The sequence below is a fragment of the Rhizobium sp. CCGE531 genome (genome assembly GCF_003627795.1).
Classification (GTDB): domain Bacteria; phylum Pseudomonadota; class Alphaproteobacteria; order Rhizobiales; family Rhizobiaceae; genus Rhizobium.
Map to the genome: position 1 here is coordinate 2,516,571 of NZ_CP032684.1, position 17,786 is coordinate 2,534,356.

Annotated in this window: 16 protein-coding genes and 1 other RNA gene; 7 read left to right on the forward strand and 10 right to left on the reverse strand. The window is 60.2% G+C overall.

Going from position 1 to position 17,786, the window contains the following annotated elements:
• Window positions 1-36: 36 nt before the first annotated feature.
• From CCGE531_RS12255 to CCGE531_RS12295, 9 genes are all read right to left on the reverse strand, one after another.
• A complete protein-coding gene (locus tag CCGE531_RS12255; protein ID WP_120664407.1) occupies window positions 37-1,788 on the reverse strand; it encodes a penicillin-binding protein 2 in 1,752 nt (583 codons plus the stop codon).
• A complete protein-coding gene (locus CCGE531_RS12260) occupies window positions 1,788-2,303 on the reverse strand; it encodes a hypothetical protein (RefSeq protein WP_120664408.1) in 516 nt (171 codons plus the stop codon). Before CCGE531_RS12260 ends, CCGE531_RS12255 begins: the two co-directional genes overlap by 1 nt.
• Before the next feature lies 1 nt (window position 2,304).
• Entirely contained in the window at window positions 2,305-3,330 is a 1,026-nt protein-coding gene (gene rsmH, locus CCGE531_RS12265) for a 16S rRNA (cytosine(1402)-N(4))-methyltransferase RsmH (RefSeq protein WP_120664409.1), read from the reverse strand.
• 14 nt (window positions 3,331-3,344) lie between these two features.
• The gene (mraZ, locus tag CCGE531_RS12270; RefSeq protein WP_120666767.1) at window positions 3,345-3,785 is read right to left on the reverse strand and encodes a division/cell wall cluster transcriptional repressor MraZ; all 441 of its coding nucleotides are present in this window, start codon (window positions 3,783-3,785) and stop codon (window positions 3,345-3,347) included.
• A gap of 430 nt (window positions 3,786-4,215) precedes the next feature.
• An RNA gene (rnpB, locus tag CCGE531_RS12275) (RNase P RNA component class A) lies at window positions 4,216-4,614 on the reverse strand.
• 67 nt (window positions 4,615-4,681) lie between these two features.
• Complete coding sequence (locus CCGE531_RS12280) at window positions 4,682-5,875, reverse strand: FAD-dependent oxidoreductase (RefSeq protein WP_120664410.1); 1,194 nt, start codon at window positions 5,873-5,875, stop codon at window positions 4,682-4,684.
• Between the two features lie 81 nt (window positions 5,876-5,956).
• The gene (locus CCGE531_RS12285; RefSeq protein ID WP_120664411.1) at window positions 5,957-6,514 is read right to left on the reverse strand and encodes a transglycosylase SLT domain-containing protein; all 558 of its coding nucleotides are present in this window, start codon (window positions 6,512-6,514) and stop codon (window positions 5,957-5,959) included.
• A gap of 266 nt (window positions 6,515-6,780) precedes the next feature.
• Window positions 6,781-7,542, reverse strand: coding sequence for an N-acetylmuramoyl-L-alanine amidase (locus tag CCGE531_RS12290; RefSeq protein WP_120664412.1), 762 nt, complete (start codon window positions 7,540-7,542; stop codon window positions 6,781-6,783).
• A complete protein-coding gene (locus CCGE531_RS12295) occupies window positions 7,539-8,249 on the reverse strand; it encodes a DnaJ family molecular chaperone (protein ID WP_120664413.1) in 711 nt (236 codons plus the stop codon). Before CCGE531_RS12295 ends, CCGE531_RS12290 begins: the two co-directional genes overlap by 4 nt.
• Before the next feature lie 273 nt (window positions 8,250-8,522).
• Here CCGE531_RS12295 and CCGE531_RS12300 point away from each other — a divergent pair, with 273 nt between their 5' ends.
• The 3 genes from CCGE531_RS12300 to CCGE531_RS12310 all read left to right on the forward strand — a co-directional run bounded on the left by CCGE531_RS12300 (window position 8,523) and on the right by CCGE531_RS12310 (window position 11,789).
• Window positions 8,523-9,734, forward strand: coding sequence for a pyrophosphate--fructose-6-phosphate 1-phosphotransferase (locus tag CCGE531_RS12300; RefSeq protein WP_120664414.1), 1,212 nt, complete (start codon window positions 8,523-8,525; stop codon window positions 9,732-9,734).
• Window positions 9,735-9,853: 119 nt separating this feature from the next.
• Window positions 9,854-10,489 carry a LysE family translocator gene (locus tag CCGE531_RS12305; RefSeq protein WP_120664415.1) on the forward strand — a complete coding sequence of 212 codons (636 nt, stop codon included), beginning with the start codon at window positions 9,854-9,856 and terminating at the stop codon, window positions 10,487-10,489.
• Window positions 10,490-10,622: 133 nt separating this feature from the next.
• Window positions 10,623-11,789 (forward strand): lytic transglycosylase domain-containing protein, encoded by a 1,167-nt coding sequence (locus CCGE531_RS12310; RefSeq protein WP_120664416.1) that lies wholly within the window; start codon window positions 10,623-10,625, stop codon window positions 11,787-11,789.
• A gap of 121 nt (window positions 11,790-11,910) precedes the next feature.
• Here CCGE531_RS12310 and CCGE531_RS12315 read toward each other — a convergent pair whose 3' ends face one another.
• Window positions 11,911-13,299 (reverse strand): serine hydrolase, encoded by a 1,389-nt coding sequence (locus CCGE531_RS12315; RefSeq protein ID WP_120664417.1) that lies wholly within the window; start codon window positions 13,297-13,299, stop codon window positions 11,911-11,913.
• 191 nt (window positions 13,300-13,490) lie between these two features.
• On the opposite strand from CCGE531_RS12315, the gene CCGE531_RS12320 reads away from it, so the two are divergent.
• The 4 genes from CCGE531_RS12320 (at window position 13,491) to CCGE531_RS12335 (ending at window position 17,739) form a co-directional block, all read left to right on the forward strand.
• Window positions 13,491-14,738: a DUF3419 family protein gene (locus tag CCGE531_RS12320; protein ID WP_120664418.1), complete on the forward strand. Its 1,248-nt coding sequence runs from the start codon at window positions 13,491-13,493 to the stop codon at window positions 14,736-14,738.
• A gap of 50 nt (window positions 14,739-14,788) precedes the next feature.
• Window positions 14,789-15,409, forward strand: coding sequence for a class I SAM-dependent methyltransferase (locus CCGE531_RS12325; protein WP_162943950.1), 621 nt, complete (start codon window positions 14,789-14,791; stop codon window positions 15,407-15,409).
• A gap of 213 nt (window positions 15,410-15,622) precedes the next feature.
• Window positions 15,623-16,414 (forward strand): GH25 family lysozyme, encoded by a 792-nt coding sequence (locus CCGE531_RS12330; protein WP_120664420.1) that lies wholly within the window; start codon window positions 15,623-15,625, stop codon window positions 16,412-16,414.
• Window positions 16,415-16,494: 80 nt separating this feature from the next.
• Entirely contained in the window at window positions 16,495-17,739 is a 1,245-nt protein-coding gene (locus CCGE531_RS12335) for a lytic murein transglycosylase (RefSeq protein WP_120664421.1), read from the forward strand.
• Window positions 17,740-17,786: the final 47 nt, after the last annotated feature.

A 17,786-nucleotide genomic window follows, 5' to 3' on the forward strand; every position in this document is an offset into this window, starting at 1 on the left:
CGCCCCTCGCGAATCGACGTGTGTATTCTTTCACGCTTAATAAGACACCAGCAAGGCCGAGTTGCCGTTTCCAAAACTTGGCTGAATGCCGAGGATCGGTGCCGCCCGGGCGATGATGTCGCGGGCGATCGGCGCCGCGGTGTAGGCCGAGATCGTGCCGCCATGCTCACCGGTCTTCGGCTCGTCGCAGAAGGTCATGATGATGTATTGCGGATTATCGATCGGGAAAGCGGCCATGAAGGTGTTGAAGTTCAGCGTGTGGGAGTAACGGCCGTTGACCACCTTGTCGGCCGTGCCGGTCTTGCTGCCGACGTCGTAGCCCGGCACGCGGGCAGCGCGGCCAGATCCCTTCGAACCGTTGAAATCGAGGAGGAAGCGCACGTCGTCGCTGGTGCTTTTCTTGACGACGAGCTTGGCGATCTCATCCGCCTGCTCGCGGGTCCGGGGCAGGAAGGTCGGCTCGATCAGCTTGCCGCCGTTGACAAGCGCCGCGCCAGCGACGGCCGTCTGCAACGGCGTCGTCGAAACACCGTGACCAAAGGAGATCGTGATCGAATTGATCTTCTTCCACACGCGTGGTTGCGTCGGCATTTTCACCTCAGGCAATTCGGTCTGCATCTTGGAGAGCAGGCCGATGCGGGTGAGGAATTCCTTGTGCGCGTCGATGCCGACGAGATCGGCGATCTTCGCCGTGCCGACGTTGGACGAGTACTGGAAGATTTCCGGAACGGTCAGCACGCGATGCTGGCCGTGGAAGTCGTGAATGGTAAAGCCGCCGATGCGAATCGGGTTGGTGGCGTCGAAAGCGTCACGCAGCGTGACTTTGCCGGAATCGAGCGCCATCGCCATGGTAAAGGTCTTGAAGGTCGATCCCATTTCGAACGTGCCGTTCGTCATGCGATTGAGCCAGCCTTCAGCAGCACCTTCGTTCGGGTAGTTCGGATCGAAATCGGGCGCGGACGCCATGGCGACCACTTCGCCGGTACGGACATTGACCACCGCCGCGCCGGCACCCTTCGCCTGGAAATTCTTGACGGCGTTGACGACGGCATCATGGACGATGTCCTGCACGCGCAGATCAATCGACAGTTTCACCGGTTGCAGCGGCTGGTCGTTGGTCATGCCCGCGGCGGCGAGGTCGGCGAGCCCCTGGTCGTCGATATATTTCTCCATGCCGGCAACGCCGCGGTTGTCGATATTGACGTAGCCGAGAATATGAGCCGCGGTCGAGCCGCCGGGATAGAAGCGGCGCTTCTCCGGGCGGAAGCCGATGCCGGGAATGCCGAGCGCCAGGATCTGGCTTTGCTGTTTCGGCGTCAGCTGCCGCCGCAGCCAGGCGAAATGGGAGCTCTTTGCCGAAAGCTTCTTATAGGTGGACTTGGCATCCAGATCCGGCAGGACCTTGTGCAGCTCCTCGACGGCCTCATCCGGATCGATGATCTTGTTCGGCTCGGCAAACAGCGAGACGGTACGGATGTCCGTTGCCAGAAGAGCGCCGTTGCGATCGACGATGTCGGGCCGCGACGCCATAAGGCGATCCGGCGGCAAAATGCTTGACGTCGTATCCGGCGGCGTCATGGCGAACTGGGCAAGACGAGCACCGACTACGCAATAGACCGCGATGAAACTTGCCACCAGCAGAACGACGCGGCTCTTGGCCTGGGTGGCCTTGCGCTTGCGGGCACCTTCGAAGGTCGAGCGCGAAAAGCCGTCGCTCGGTCTATTGTTGCCGTCGGTGGAGAAGTGCGCCTTGCTCTTCAGGACCATGATGCGAGAAAGAAAAGACATTATTCGTCCACCGATCCCGTTGCGATATTGTCGATGTCTGGTTTCTTGCGCTTCGCCACGACGGGTGTCTTTGGCCGTGGCGCGGGAGCGGCGGCCACATCCGCAATGGCCTTCCTGATCTGCGCGTCGGTCGTATCGCCGCTCTTGGAGGCTGCGGATGCATTGCCCTTGGTGGGTTTGCCGCTTTTCGGATCGTTGGATGCCGTCACCGTCGGCGGCGGAAGCTGCGAGCGCAGCATCGGCATCTCGCTCGGCTGAACGATCGCGGTCGAGAGCGTCGGTTGCAGCTGAAGCTCGCCACTATAGGCGTTGACGAGCTTTTCAAGACGGTTCGGCTGTGAGACCAGCGCCCAGTCCGCCTTCAGAAGCTCGATCGTGTCCTTCTCAAGCTTGATTTCGGATTCGAGACGACGAACCTCCTCCAGCTTCAACTCGGCACGATGCTTGATCGTATAGGTCACGCTGGCCATGGCCGTCATGACTCCGATCAGCACGATGTCAAAAGTCTTTAGCATCTCAACCTCCGAGCTTTCCGAGACTGGCGAGATTGGGCAGATCGAAGATCGAAAGATCGGCAGCTTCGGCTGGCGCGGCGGTGCGAAGCCCCGCACGCAGCTTGGCCGAGCGAGCGCGCGGATTGGCTTCAGCCTCGGCATCGCTCGCGGAGATCATCGACTTGCCGACCGGCTCGAAGGTGGCAGGCCGCTCACTTACTATCGGCATGTGGCGCGACCCGGCGGCACGGCCTGAGCGATCGGCAAAGAATTTCTTGACGATCCGGTCTTCCAGCGAATGGAAGGTCACCACGACAAGGCGCCCGCCCGGCTTGAGGGCGCGCTCGGCTTCAAACAGTGCCTGGGCCAACTCGCCGAGCTCGTCGTTGACGAAAATGCGCAAGGCCTGGAAGACCCTTGTCGCCGGATGAATTTTGTCCTTCGCCTTTCGCGGCGTCACGATCTCGATCAGACCGGCCAAATCACGAGTGGTCACGAAAGGAGCCTCCGCACGCCGTTTCTCGATCGCATGCGCGATGCGCGGCGCCTGCTTTTCCTCGCCCAGAAACACAAAGATGCGAATGAGATCGGCGAGCTTGGCGCGATTGACGACATCGGCAGCCGACACGCCGCTTGCCGACATGCGCATGTCGAGCGGACCGTTCTTGTTGAAAGAAAAACCGCGCTCGGCCTCGTCGATCTGCATGGAAGAAACGCCGATATCGAGCACGATACCATCAAGGCCGCTCGCCGGCGCATGATCGGCCAGCTCCGAAAACTGCGACTGGATGAGATTGAGATGGCCGGCATGGGTAGAAACGAGCGCCTGCCCCGCCGCAATCGCCGTCGGGTCGCGATCAAGCGCGATCACATCGGCGCCGGCGGCAAGGATGGCCGACGTATAGCCGCCCGCCCCGAACGTTCCATCAAGGATGATCCGGCCAGGCGCGGGGGCAAGCGCCTCGAGCACCTCGGAAAGAAGAACCGGAATGTGGCGAACTGGTCCGCCATCGGCATCAGAAGAACCTCCGCCTGAATTCGCCGCCATTCCGTTTCCCCGCTCTATTCCGAGCGCCTGCCCGCCAGCCTGCGCTCCTCTCGTGCCTGCGCCTGCAAGGCCAGGAAGACCTCCGGTCGCCACAATTGAAAATGATCCGCCCGACCGACGAAGGTCACTTCGCCCGCAATGCCGGTGAAGTCGCGGATGAAATCCGTGACCATCAACCGCCCTTCCGCGTCGAGCTTCACAAAGACCCCGCCCCCATGAATGAGGAGCGACATCTGATTTGCCGCCGGCGAAAACGGATCGTCCGCCGCAATCTGACGCTCGAACCGATCGAGCAGATCGAGACCGCCGACGCTGATCGCCGGAAATACAAAATCCTGGAAGCAATACAGCTCCTGGATATTGCGCTCGGCCAGCACGGAACGAAATGCCGCCGGCACGGAAACCCGCCCCTTGGTATCGATCCGGTTGGTCGCGTTTGACAGGAAGCGGTTCATGACGCGAAACACCCGTCCCCCACGACCCGCAGGCAGCTACACGCTCGCAGGCACAGCCAAAATCGGACACAGCTTCGCAAGCCGAAAGAGCCGATGCTCCTTCGACGCTTCCGGAACGGAAGCAATCACGGCCTTGCGATGATTGGGCACTGGTTTGCCCGTATGCAGTGTTCTTTTGGGATACCATGGGACCATATGGGCGTCAATGGGATGAAGCCACGTCTGGCATGGCATCAGCTCGAATATTCATAAGCCGTTAAGTTTAACGAAAGGTTAGGATCGACCTCAGCCGACGTCCCGAAACGGATTGTTTTCACAGGCGAAACGCCCCGCCTGCCAGGGCCGCAAACCTTGGAAATCCAAGGCATCCCGCCATTCCCGAAATTATTTGCGGAAAGCGGGAAACACGCCTTTCCTGCAAGCGCGATGATTTGCCAGTTGGCCTGTAAGCCGGGTTCTGTATGGCTCCGGCCGAGGCCGGAACGTGGCAGCCATTCATCTGGGACGGCGCTTGCGCGACGCCTCATGCAACCCACCCGGATGACCGGCCCGGAAACGGGCTGGAACGCTTGCGCGCCCCGCGTCATCCCTATTCGGTTTTGCTCCCGGTGGGGTTTTCCGTGCCGTCGCTGTTGCCAGAGACGCGGTGGGCTCTTACCCCACCCTTTCACCCTTACCCGGCACAAAGCCGGGCGGTTTGCTTTCTGTGGCACTTTCCCTGAGGTTGCCCCCGCCGGACGTTATCCGGCACCGTGTTTCCGTGGAGCCCGGACTTTCCTCACCTCATCGCCTTTCGACATTGATGAAGCGCGGCTGCCCAGCCAACTGGCACTGGCTCATTAACCGAGACCGCCCGCAATTGCCACCGAAATATGCGGCATTGTGAGGAACGGATGTCAATTGCGGAAATGCGCTGCGAAATCCGTGCCGTAGCCTTCATCCTTGATTCGATCTGCGAGCAGCAGCTCCGCCCCCAGCCGGCCGATTTCGTCGGAACTCTTGGCAGCCGTGCCGCAACCGCCGGTCAGAACCGCCACACGCGGTGACGAAGTGTAGCCGATCATGGGATAGCCTGATGGCGAATAGGAAACGGCACAGGAATTGGTGAAAGCCGGAGGGCGCTGCACGCCAGGAACGAGCGCGTGGAAGATCCGCACCAGATGTTCGCGGGCCTTGTCGCGCCCGGCCGCGCGAAACCAGGCACGCAATTCCGCCTCGGTCTCGAATTGAAGATCATCGGGATCGCCGCCGATCTTGATGTAGTGCCTGCCGTCGGGATAACGGATCGGCGGCAGCATGTAGATGCTGTCCACATCATCAGGCGTCACGGATATCAACGAGGGCATGCCGGAAAGCGCCTCGGCTTCCGCTTCGCCGACCTCGAAGAAGGTGACCGTGCGGCCATAAACCTTCATCTCAACAGGTCGCGGCAAGAGACTCTCCGCAATGGAGAAACCGCCAGCGGCCAGCAGGATTTTTTCGGCGCTGAAAGTCTCGCCCTCCGCGGTCGTGACGATCGCGAGACCACCCTCGTCGCGGATCGATAGTGCCGTCTGCTTGATGACCCGCGCGCCGGCTTTTTCCGCCAGCAGCGACTGCGCCTTCACCAGCCGGCGCGGACTGATATGACCTGCCCCACGCGGTTCGAAGACCCCTTCGCTTCCCGATGCGAAGGAGAAGAAGGGGAACTTCTTCTTGAGCTCCGCGTCGCCGAGGATTTCCGTTTGAACGCCGAGCCGACCGGCCGCTTCGACGACATCGCCGACATAAGTGGTTTCCCCTCCCCGTTTCGGACCGGTGACGAGGCAACCGACGGGCGCATAGAACTGGATGCCGCTTTCCTGCTCGATTTCCGCGTAGCGGTCGATCGAACGGTTCGCAAGGCGGGCCCAATCCGTATCGGGATCGATCGTGCGCGTGATGCGGCCTTCGTCGTAATGGCTGCCGAAGACGCCCCGATGGCTGGCGCGATCTTCGGGTTCATCCGGCCCGATGACGGCAATGCCGTCGGTTTGCCTGGCCAGGTGACGGGCAGCGGCTGCCCCCATCATGCCCCGGCCGACGACGATGAACCTGAAATCCGCTGCCATGCTATAATCCCCGCAAATAATAGCGGTTCGATAGCATGGAAAGAGATTCCGCCCTACCCGTAATCCCTGGCTCCGCGGATGTCAGTCCAGCAGCGCCAGCACCTTGCCGCAGTAACGCTTCGAGATCGGGTTCATGCGCGTGGCGCCGTGGCCGGCATTGTATTTGAGGATGGTGTTGCAGGTCGGACCGCCGCCGAGATTCTGGGCCATGGCCAGGTACTTCATGCCGAACCTGATATTCGTCTCGGGATCATAGAGCCCCTTGGCCTGTCCGGCATATCCCATCAGCCGGGCGGTTGCCGGCTTGATCTGCATCAGGCCGATCTCGCCTGCGCTGCCCCGGGTTTTCGGATTGAAATTGCTTTCGATCTTGATGACGGCGGTCGCCAGTTCCACCGCCACGCCGTTCTGCTTGGCATATTTGGCAATCAGGGCGGAGTAGCGATTTTGCCGTGCGAAGGAGGTTTCTGCGTCACGCAATTCGGCGGGAACGTTTGGCATCGGAAAGCCGGTGGTGCGGCTGACGATCTTGAGTGGAACCGTTTTCTGCTTTGCGCCGCGCTGGGCCGCAAAGGCGCAATCATATCCCGCCAGCAGCACGCCCACGCATGCCACAGCCGCAACAATCAAATTTTTCATGTAGTCTTTTGTCTCCAGGGGCGGGACCGCGGACAGCACAAGCCGTCACGTCCGGCTGGAGGCAAAAAGAGCCGCCGGAATGCACAGTCCCCATTAGTCGTCTACGGTCGCGCGACACACAAACACAGACGGCGCGACCGCCGTTCAGCGAGCGCCGTTAGACCAATGCAATGCGGAGATAATAGGGAAAAGATGTGGCGTAGCAGGGAGTTACGCATTTTACCATAAATAGCCGGCTATAAACATAGCCGGCGACAGCGACGAGGCTACGAATAGCGCGGCAGCGCGGATAGAAGACGATGAAGCGTATCGATCGTGGAAAAATCGGCGATGCCGTCCACGCGCTCCTGGCGGAAATGGCGCTGAAAGGCTTCGACATCCCCCTTCAGCTTCTCCGAGAATTCCCCCGTTATTTCAGTGCTGTAGCCATAAAGCGAGAGCATGGACTGCAGCGCCTCGATCGGTTGGCCGACATCGCCCTTCTGGAAGAACCTGCCGCCGGTGATCGGCGCCGGTTCCACCCAATGGCCCACCCCTGCCTTAGCCAGCTCCGCCCAAGGGAATTTTTCGCCCGGATCCACCTTTCGCACCGGCGCCACGTCAGAGTGTCCGAGCACGCGTTCAGGCGCGATTGCCCAGCGTTGGCCGCAATCGCGACACAGTTCGACGACCGCTTCGACCTGCGCATCGGGGAATTCAGGCAGTCCGCCGGGGTGGCCTGCATTGGCGATCTCGATGCCGATCGACCGTGAATTGATGTCGGTATCGCCATGCCAGGAGCTCTTGCCCGCATGCCAGGCTCGACGCTCTTCCGGAACGAGCTGCGCGATGCGTCCGTCCTCGAAAACGAAATAGTGGCTCGATACCTGGCTCTCGGGGCGACAGAGCCAATCGAGAGCGCCCTCGGCCGTGCCCATGCCGGTATAATGCAGAAGAATGATATCGGGCCGGCACCCATCCCGCCGCTCGCCATGGTTCGGCGAAGGCTGCACATGGGCGCGAGTGAAATCGGCCTTAAATGCACTCATGCGGCGCGGCGTTCTTTCTCGATCTCGGCATAAGCCGCATTCAGGGCTGCCATGCGCTCATTGGCGATGGCATGGAACTCCTCCGGAACCCCTCGCGACATCAGGCGATCCGGATGGTTCTCATAAACGAGGCCATGATAGCGGCGGCGAATCGTCGGAAAATCGTCCTGCCGCGATACGCCGAGCACCTTGTAGGGGTCACGGCCGCTGACGCTCACATGCCGTGCCATGATCTGCTCGAACCGCTCCTCGCTCATATGGAAGATCTCGGCGACATGCTGAAGAAAGGCCATTTCCTTCTCATGGATCAAGCCATCGGCCTTGGCGATGTGGAACAGGCCGTCCAGCACGTCTTCCAGCACCGGGCAGTTCTTCGTGCAGGTCTCGCAAAGCGAAGACAGCCGCTCCGCATAGGCCTCGTAGCCGGCCACATCCTGACGGGCCAGATTATAAAGGCGTGCGACGTTCTTGGCCTGGTCGGGAGGGAATTCGAAGATCTCGCGAAACGCATTGATCTCGTTTTCCGTCACCACGCCATCGGCCTTCGCCATCTTGGCCGAAAGCGCGATAATGGCGACGGAAAACGCCACTTTGCGCCGGGTTTCCGGGTCGCCTTCGAAGACGGTGCGAATAGCCTCGACCACCGCCGACAGGGCATTGCCGGCCGTGCTACCGATAGCATTCAGCAATTTTTCCCAAAACGACATGGTGGTTCCAACGGCCTCTAAACAGTAGAACACCTTGATCAAATTATAGTTGCCATTGCAAGCAGTCCATTCGTCGCAAGGCGGAAAACTCTTTTCACAATTTGGTAATGATTGCGTACTTCGCGCCTCATCCGATGGTGCACAATCTGCCCCCCAGCGGCAAAACAAACCGCGTATTTCTTAAATTCTTTACTTTACACCCATGCCCGCCTGTCGCATCCATTCCCACCTCAACCATTGAAATGAAGCAGCTTGACTGCAAGGAGGATCTCCATGGCCAAACAGAAAGTCGCAATGCTCACCGCCGGCGGATTGGCGCCCTGCCTTTCTTCCGCGGTTGGCGGGCTGATCCAGCGCTACAGCGACGTGGCACCTGATCTCGACATCATCGCCTATCGTTCCGGCTATCAGGGCGTCCTGCTGGGAGACAGCATCGACGTGACCCCGTCCATGCGCGAACAGGCCTATCTGTTGCATCGCTATGGCGGCTCGCCGATCGGCAACAGCCGCGTCAAGCTCACCAACATTGCCGATTGCGTCAAGCGCGGCCTGGTCAAGGAAGGCGAAAACCCGCTGCGCGTCGCAGCCGAGCGCCTGGCTTCCGACGGCATCACCATCCTTCACACGATCGGCGGCGACGACACCAATACCACCGCGGCGGATCTTGCCGCCTATCTCGGCGCCAACGGTTACAATCTGACCGTCGTCGGCCTGCCGAAGACTGTTGATAACGATGTCGTGCCGATCCGCCAGTCTCTTGGCGCCTGGACGGCAGCCGAGGTCGGCGCGGATTTCTTCGACAATGTCAGCAACGAACAGACCGCCGCGCCGCGCACGCTGGTTATTCATGAAGTGATGGGCCGCCACTGTGGCTGGCTGACGGCCGCAACGGCGCGCGCCTATATCCAGAAGACCAGCGCCAACGAATATGTCGACGGCTTCATGATGAATGCCGAATTGAAACGCATCGACGGCCTTTATCTGCCGGAAATGGCATTCGATATCGAGGCGGAAGGCGAACGCCTGCGCGCCAGCATGGAAAAGACCGGCCAGGTGACGCTGTTCGTGTCCGAAGGTGCCGGTCTCGATGCCATCGTCGCCGAACGCGAAGCCGCCGGCGAAACCGTCAAGCGTGACGCCTTCGGCCATGTGAAGATCGATACGATCAATGTCGGTGGCTGGTTCCAGAAGCAGTTCGCCGCGATTATCGGCGCCGAACGCTCCATGGTGCAGAAATCGGGCTATTTCGCACGCTCCGCGCCAGCGAATGGCGAGGATCTCCGCCTGATCCAGGGCATGGTCGATCTCGCCGTGGAAAGCGCGCTCAATAAGGTATCGGGCGTCACCGGCCATGACGAAGGTCAGGGCGGCAAGCTGCGTGTCATCGAATTCCCCCGCATCAAGGGCGGCAAGGCATTCGACATCACGCAGCCGTGGTTCGCCGACGTGATGGACCATATCGGGCAGAAATACACACAGGCCTGATTGATCTGCGATCAATCGGCCTGATCTGTGATCAAGCGGCCTGATCACGATCAAGCGGATTGACGGATCGCAACTCCGGTGTCTTTGCTGGCGGCGGAAGAGGAATAGAGGAGGATTCTATGTCCATCGAAACCTGGCTCGCTTTCGCCGCCGCGTCCTGCATCATGCTGGCCATACCGGGTCCGACCATTCTCCTTGTCATATCCTATGCGCTGGGCCACGGCCGCAAGACGGCCTTGGCAACCGTGACCGGTGTCACTTTGGGCGATTTTACGGCAATGACCGCCTCCCTGGCCGGCCTGGGCGCCCTTCTCGCCACTTCGGCGGCATTGTTTACGATTCTTAAGCTGATCGGCGCTGCCTACCTCGTTTTCCTCGGAATCAAGCTCTGGAGAGCGCCGATCGTGACGGGTCCGATGGGCGACAACGACAATCTCCCTGAGGAAAAACCGCTGAAAATTATGTTGCACGCATATGTTGTAACGGCACTCAACCCGAAGAGCATCGTCTTCTTCATCGCTTTCGTGCCGCAATTTCTCGACATGTCGAAGCCATTTCTTGAGCAAACGCTTATCTTGGAGGCAACTTTCCTCACTTTGGCGGCATTGAACTCGCTCATTTACGTGTTCGTAGCCGACATGGCACGCGGCTTCATCCGCAAGGCAAGCGTGCAACGCGCTGTCAACAGAACCGGTGGCACCCTGTTGATTGCCGCCGGTGCAGTGACCGCCGGATACCGCCGGATGGCCGCCTGAGGCGGTGCAGGGTTGCGGGCCGATCACGGATAGGTTAATGGGGATTCATAATTTTATCGATCCTGTGATCGAATTTGACGGTCCTGTGGCCGAATTGCATCGAAATTAGGTTTGGCTTTTCGAAAGTGACAGAATGGTAGCGATCGGATTTCCCAGCCTGAAGCGCAGTGTTGCCTTGTCGGCAATGATGTGCGGCGCTCTCGCCGGGTGCGCAAGCACTCAGCAGCAGACGTCTCAGGCAGAACTCCCGTCGGCACACACCAACGTGCCGCATCCGAATACGACCCTGACCGCAACCGGCTCTGCCTCGTCGACGGGTGGCACGGCAATGGCCGCAGTAGCGCCGGCATTCATCGGGCCGCGGCAGCCGCAACAACAGGCAGCACTGGCAAAATCCGGCCGCGCTGCCCCGGGCACGGTAAACGCCGCTCCCGGCACCATGAACCAGCAGCAGATCGATGCAGCGCAAGCTCGCTTCGGTGCCCCGGTGGCAAACGCGCCCAACCAGGGAACCACTGCCATTGCCGCGGCGACCGGTGCGCCTGCCGGCAATACGACGACGACGGCTGCCGCCTATGCCGCATCCGACGTGCCGCTCGTGCCTTCCGTGGTCGCGATCCCGATGCCTAACCCGGCACGTCCTGGCGACGCCGCCCTGACACCGGTCTCGGCCTCTGTCGCGCAAGGCGAGCCGACCATTCCGATGACGTCGGATGTTGCCGCTATTCAGGTTGCCGTGCCGACGCCCCGTCCCGGATCCGGGGCGCAGGCGGAAGTCGCCTTCGCGACGCCGGCACAGATCGGCCAGCCGCGCTATGTGGACAACCGCATGCATTATGATTTCAATTTCGACAGCAGCGGCCCGACGGTCGTTCCTGCGGTGATGACGACCCGCACCCCGAATTACGATTCAGACGTCCCCGCCGAGGAAAAGGGCTACGTCTCCAAGCTTATCCAGAAGTACGCCAAGCTCTACGAAATCCCGGAATCGCTGATCCATCGCGTCGTTCACCGCGAGAGCCGCTATAATCCGAAGGCTTACAACCGGGCCGGATATTTCGGCCTGATGCAGATCAAGTACAATACAGCCAAGTCCATGGGTTACCAGGGCCCGGCGTCCGGCCTCCTCGATGCGGAAACCAACATCAAATACGCCGCCAAATATCTGCGCGGCGCATGGATGACGGCAGACAGCAAGGCCGAAAACAAGGAAACCAACGCCGTTCAGCTCTATGCGCGTGGCTACTACTACGATGCCAAGCGCAAGGGCCTGACTGATGTCGCCAACGGCGATTACTGATTTTACCGGGACATTTTGAAAGCCGGCTTAGAACGGTTCGGCATTTCACGAAATGGCGGAACCGTTCCATTCCCTTGTTTTACGCAATTCCGGGCGGAAAACCGCTTTTCGGCATCATGCTCTAGCTCGAGGCCGGCTTTATCACATCCATGATCCGCTTCAGCAGGATTTGCGGCCGGTAGCCCGCCCAGGCCGGCGTCAATCCCATCCGCACGACAACGAGATTGGCGGACGGAACGATGGCCACCGTCTGGCCGTCGTGGCCGCTCATCCAGAACGTATCTGCGGGCAGGCCGAATTGCGCGTTCGAACCGCCGGGACCTGCAAGCCAGGCCTGAACCTGCGAGTAGACGCCCTCCGAAGCCTTCGTCGGCGTGCGCATGGCGCCGACAAACCCCTCAGGCAGCAGCCGATGCCCATTCCAGACTCCGTCCTGAAGCAGGAACTGACCGAAACGCGCCCAGTCGCGAGCATTGGCGTAAAGATAGGAACTGCCGACAAAGGTCCCGCGCTCATCGGCCTCCAAAACGGCGCTATACATGCCGAGCGGTCCGAAAAGCGCCTCACGCGGATAGGAGACGGCTACGCTCAGATTGGGCAGCCGATTCATCCAGAGGCGTGAGAGCAGGGTTGCCGTGCCGCTCGAATAGCTGAAACGCTCGCCGGGAGCCTCGACCTGACGCGCGCCAGAGGCGATGCTTGTCGTATCCGGATCGAGATAGAGCATGCGGGTCACATCGGACACGTTGCCATAGGATTCGTTGAAGACGAGACCGCTCTCCATGGCAAGGAGATCGCTGAGCTTGATGTTCTTGCGGTCGTCCGCGCTCCATTGCGGCAACAGATTTTGATCGTCGAAAGACATGCGCCCCGCCAGCATCAGACGACCTATGATGGCGGCATTGACTGTTTTCGTCATGGACCAGCCGATGAGAGGTGTCGCCCTGTTGAAGCCGTCGCCATAGCCCTCGGCGACGATATGCCCGTCCTTGACGACCACGATCGCGCGCATCGCGGGCCCGGCGAGATCCGGGTTCGCGACGATGTTGGCAAGCTTCGCGCCCTCCTCACCCTGCCCGGCGCTGACCGCATCCCCGTCCGGCCACAGCGCATCGCTCTTCGGTGCCTTGACCTTGTTCAGGAAGACGGCGCTGCGTGCCGCCTGCAAATCGCCATCGGGCACCGCCGTGCAGCCGAGCGCCCCGCGATAAAGCGCATAGTTCGGCGCAAACAGGCCAAGAAAACGGGCGGTCACTATGCCTTCGTCGCGATCGACGGAAACGCGAATGAGCTTCAGCGCCGGATTGCCCGGAGCCTGCACGTCTTCTTCCAGCACCTTATCCGGATCGCGTTTTGCCACGAACGTGTTCGAGCAGACGATCTTCGCGGCATAGCCATCACCGACCCTGAGCAATTCCGGCGGATAAAGGGAAAGCCAGATGGCTCCGCCGACGACAATGATCAGCAGCAAAACAATAAGAGCCCCGATCACTCTCGATATCAAACGCATGTCACACACCCTCCAAAAGGTAGGCGGAGACAATCAGGAAACGCAGCAAGATGAAAGACCTATGATGGCCGCTGCTCCTTAAATATGTGCAAGGGCGCTTTTCCGTCGGATCCGCCAACAGCCCACGTCATCAGACTGTAGCATTGCCGGGTTACACGCCCTGAACTTCACAAATCGGTGACAAGACTCAGATGACGGAATTCGCCCCGGATGCCGGTCTCCAAAAGAACCGGAAACTCAAGGACGCTCTCCTGCAGCACAAGGCGCTGTCCAAGGCCGGCCTCTCCGAGCGGCTCTTCGGAATGTTGTTTTCCGGCCTTGTTTATCCGCAAATCTGGGAAGATCCGGATATCGACATGGAGGCGATGGAGCTTCAGCCGCATCACCGCATCGTGACTATCGGTTCCGGCGGCTGCAACATGCTCGCCTACCTCTCGCAGAGCCCCGCCTCGATCGATGTCGTCGACCTGAACCGCCATCACATCGCACTCAACAAGCTGAAGCTCGCAGCCTTCCGCTTGCTGCCTGGTCATACGGATCTGGTGCGCTTCTTCGGCACGCCTGATGTTAACGCCAACAGCCAGGCCTACGACCAGTTCATCGCATCGCGCCTCGACAGTGCAACCGCGGACTATTGGAGCGGTCGCGACCTCTATGGCCGCCGCCGGATCACGGTCTTCAACCGCAATATCTACAAGACCGGCCTTCTCGGCCGCTTCATCGGCGCAGCCCATGTGCTGGCGCGCTTGAATGGCGTTCGTCTCGACAAGATGACGCAAGCCCGCACCATGCGCGAGCAGCGCCAGTTCTTCGAGGAAGAGATCGCACCGATCTTCGACAAGCGGGTCGTTCGCTGGCTGCTCGGCCGCAAGAGCTCGCTCTTCGGTCTCGGCATCCCGCCACAGCAGTATGACGAACTCGCAAGCCTTGCCGGCGACGACTCCATTTCTGCCGTGCTGAAGCACCGTCTTGAAAAGCTCGCCTGCCACTTCCCCATGCGCGACAACTATTTTGCCTGGCAGGCATTTGCGCGTCGCTACGCCGCCCAGGGTCAGGGTCCGCTGCCCACCTATCTCAAGCCGGAGCACTATGCCGCGATCCGCGCCAATGCCGACCGCGTCGACGTGCATCATGCCAATTTCATCGAGCTTCTGGCCTCCAAGCCGGCTGCCTCGCGCGATCGCTACATCTTGCTCGATGCGCAGGATTGGATGACGGACGAACAGCTCAACCACCTCTGGGCCGAGATTACCCGCACGGCGCGTGAAGGCGCCCGCGTCATCTTCCGCACCGCCGCTGAAAAGAGCATCATCGAAGGTCGTCTTTCTCCGGCAATCCGCGACCAGTGGGTCTATTTCGAGGAGCGTTCACAGGAGCTCAATGCACGGGACCGCTCGGCCATCTACGGCGGCTTCCACATCTACGGGAAAAAAGCGTGAGCCAGGCGGATACGGGCATAGAAACCAGCGCGAACAATCATGCCAAACTGATGGATGGCATGTACCGCTATCAGCGCCATATCTATGACCTGACCCGCAAATACTACCTGTTCGGGCGTGACCGCACGATCGAGCATCTGAATGTGCCGGCCGGCGGCTCCTTCCTGGAAGTGGGCTGCGGCACCGGCCGCAACATGTTGCTCGCCTATCGCCGCTTCCCTTCAGCTCGCTTCTACGGCCTTGACATCTCGCAGGAGATGCTGATTTCGGCGCGAAATAATTTCCTCGGCCTGAAGCAGATGCCGGATTTTCGCGTTGCCGATGCCACGGCCTTTGCGCCCTCTGATTTCGGCGTTAGCGGGTTCGACCGCGTGATGATTTCCTATGCGCTGTCGATGATCCCGGACTGGAAAAGCGCAATCGGCGCCTCGCTCGATGCCGTTGCTCCGGGCGGCGAACTGCATATCGTCGATTTCGGCCAGCAGGAAGGGCTTCCGAGCTGGTTCAGGGCGCTTTTGAAGGGTTGGTTGAAGAAGTTCCACGTCGACCCGCGCGCCGACCTTCTGACCGTGTTTGAAGACAAGGCCCAAGCACGTGGCATGTCCGTGAAGTCCGAAAGGATCGGTCGCGGTTATGCCTGGCGCGCTGTGGCAAGCAAGCCCGGCGCCTGAGCGACGGCGGATTCCAGCGCAAAATCCGTCAAAGAATGCGCCAAGCATAAGAATTTGCTTGAAGATAACGTATTTTTTACGTTGATATGGTGAATAAAGTGGCAAGGCCAGCCGGCAACGGTATGGTCTGCCGCTCTTTCGGATTCTCGGGGACCATATTACGGAAGCCAAGTCTTGGGGCAGCAAGATCACTCGCGCCATAACGGGTTACACATGCGCCGGCTTCTGGCATGCCTACTGCCGCTCGCCCTTTTCTTGAATAGTTGCACGACAGGCTATGACGCTCTCTCGACGGCAGCCCTTCCCAAGACCAGGTTCAGCGATACGAAGCCGCAGGATTTCGGCCGCGACCATCCGCAGCGCCATCCTATCCACGGCATCGACATTTCCAAATGGCAGGGCGATATCGATTGGAAAGCCGTGAAGGGCTCAGGTGTGGCCTTCGTCTTCATCAAGGCGACCGAGGGCAAGGACCGGATCGATCCGCGCTTTACCGAATACTGGCAGGAAGCCAGTGCCGCGGGACTTCTGCACGCGCCCTATCATTTCTTTTATTTCTGCTCCACCGCCGACGAGCAGGCCGACTGGTTCATCCGCAACGTGCCGAAGGATACAATGGCGCTTCCGCCAGTCGTCGACGTCGAATGGAACCCAGGCTCCCCGACCTGCAAGACCAGACCGGCTCCTGAAACGGTGCGAACGGAAATCAAGCGCTTCATGGATCGCCTCGAAGCCTATTACGGCAAACGCCCGATCATCTATACGTCGGTCGATTTTCATCGCGAAAATCTCGTCGGCTATTTCAAGGATTACCACTTCTGGGTCCGCTCGGTCGCCAAGCATCCGAAAGAGATCTATGCCGATCGCAGCTGGGCCTTCTGGCAATATACCTCGACCGGGGTTATCCCCGGTATCAAAGGTCCGACTGATATCAATGTTTTCTCCGGCTCCGAGCGGAACTGGCAAAACTGGGTGGCGGCAGTAGAAAAGCAAGGAAATTCTTAAGGCCGACTCCACTTCACTCTTGCTTATGTCACAATCTTCTGTGAAAGCGACCCTATTCTATCACCTGGGAAGGATCGCTCATGGATCGTCACACCATTCGACGCAGCGCTCTTGCGTTGCTCTTCGCTTCAGCCATGACCGGTACGGCTCTGGCTCAGAGCGCGGCTCCGGCCGCAGTGCCGCCCGCCAGCAGCGACGCCACTCCGAAAGTAGCCTGTGGTGGCGATCTCGCGAGCTTCCTGGCTGGTGTGAAAGCTGAAGCGATTGCTGATGGCGCCAATGCCGCCGCGGCCGACAAGACGCTGGCCGGCGCGCAGATCGACCAGAAGGTTCTCGCCATGGACCGCAGCCAGGGCGTCTTCCGCCAGACCTTCCTCGAATTCTCTCAGCGTACCGTCAGCCAGGGCCGTCTCGATATCGGCCGCCAAAAGATGAAGCAATATGCCGACGTCTTCGCCAAGGCCGAAAAGGACTATGGCGTTCCTCCCGGCGTCATCACCGCCTTCTGGGCCATGGAAACGGACTTTGGCGCCGTTCAGGGCAATTTCAACACCCGCAACGCGCTGGTCACCCTCTCGCACGATTGCCGCCGGCCGGACTTCTTCCGTCCGCGCCTGATCGCGCTGATCGAGCTGGTGCAGCGTGGCGACGTTGACCCGGAAACGACCACGGGTGCATGGGCTGGCGAAATCGGCCAGACGCAGATGCTGCCCCCCGATATCATCGCTTACGGCACCGATGGTGATGGCGATGGCCATGTGAATTTGAAGAGCAGCGCGCCCGACGTCATCCTGACCACGGCAAGGTTCCTTCAGCACCTTGGCTTCCAGCGCGGTCAACCCTGGCTGCAGGAAGTCACGGTACCGGATAATCTCCCCTGGGAAAAATCCGGTATCGGCGGCACGCTCACGGCAGCTGATTGGTTCCAGCTCGGCATCAAGCCCCGCGACGGCGACACGAACTTCGGTTCATTGCCCGCTGCCCTCATCCTGCCGCAGGGCCGCAAGGGTCCGGCCTTCCTGACCTATCCGAATTACAATACCTATCTCGGCTGGAACCAGTCGTTCATCTACACAACATCCGCAGCCTATTTCGCCACCCGGTTTGCCGGCATTCCGCCCTACAACAAGGGCATGCCCGAGGGGGGCCTGAACGACACCGACATGAAGGCGCTTCAGACCAAGCTCGTGGCGCGCGGCTACGATGTCGGCAAGATCGACGGCATTCTCGGCTCCGGCACACGCATCGCCATCCAGAAGGAACAATTCCGCCTCGGCATGCCGGCGGACGGCTGGGCAACCACTGCGCTCCTCAACGCGCTTTGATCACTCCTGCTTCTCGATCGAAAAGGCGGCCGCGAGCCGCCTTTTTT